At 26.1% G+C, this 965-nt stretch carries 2 protein-coding genes; both read left to right on the plus strand.

Features of this window, described 5'->3' with window-relative positions:
* The coding region (locus tag HMPREF9129_RS10835; protein WP_004823556.1) for an ATP-binding cassette domain-containing protein at nt 1-479 on the plus strand (479 nt) is incomplete at its 5' end.
* On the plus strand, nt 446-965 hold a 520-nt coding region (locus tag HMPREF9129_RS10840; RefSeq protein WP_004823557.1), incomplete at its 3' end, for an ATP-binding cassette domain-containing protein. The genes HMPREF9129_RS10835 and HMPREF9129_RS10840, both read left to right, overlap by 34 nt.

Here is a 965-nt window from a genome sequence, read left to right on the forward strand (position 1 = left end):
CCGGAATATATAAAAAAGATGAGGGAAATATTTATCTAGACGATGAGATAGTTGATATAAATAGTGTAAATGATTCACAAAAATATAATATAGCAGTAATACATCAGGAATTAAATTTAATACCTAATTTAACAGTTGCAGAAAATATCTTTTTGGGTAGAGAACCTAAAAATGGAATTTTTATTGATAAGAAAAAAATGTACTCTGAAGCTAAAGAAATTTTAAACAAGTTAGGAGTTAATATTTCAGAAAGAGAATATATCTCAAATCTATCAATTGCTTCCCAACAAATGGTTGAAATAGCTAAAGCTCTTTCTGTTAATGCTAGAATTATAATTATGGATGAACCTACTGATGCATTAACGGATAAAGAAGTTGATGTTTTATTCAATGTAATATCAGAATTAAAAAACAAAATAAATCTATCATATACATTTCTCATCGTTTGCCAGAAATTTTTGAAGTTTGTGAAAAGATAACTGTTTTAAGAGATGGAAAATTTATTTCAGAAGAAAATATAGATAATTTGAATGAAAATAAAATTATAAATCTCATGGTAGGTAGAGAGATTAAAGAACAATTTCCTTATATTCCAATTCAAGGTGAAAAGGAAGTGTTAAAAGTAGAAAACTTGACCAATGAATATATTAAAGATATTTCTTTCAATCTAAAAGGTGGAGAAGTTTTAGGGATAGCAGGTTTAGTTGGTGCTGGGAGAAGTGAATTGGCAAAAACTCTATATGGTTTTTATGGTATAGAAAAAGGAAATGTATCAGTAGAGAATAAAATTTTACATTTGAAAAATACAAGTGATGCTATAAAACAAGGTATTACTTATGTATCTGAAGATAGAAAAAAAGATGGACTTATTCTTCCTATGAATATTTCTGAAAACATCACTATAAGTTCTTTAGAAAAAATTAGTTCTCTGTTTAAAATTTCTAAGAAAAAAGAAATTGATGTTT

It is taken from the genome of Peptoniphilus indolicus ATCC 29427 (assembly GCF_000227315.1).
Classification (GTDB): Bacteria; Bacillota; Clostridia; order Tissierellales; family Peptoniphilaceae; genus Peptoniphilus; species Peptoniphilus indolicus.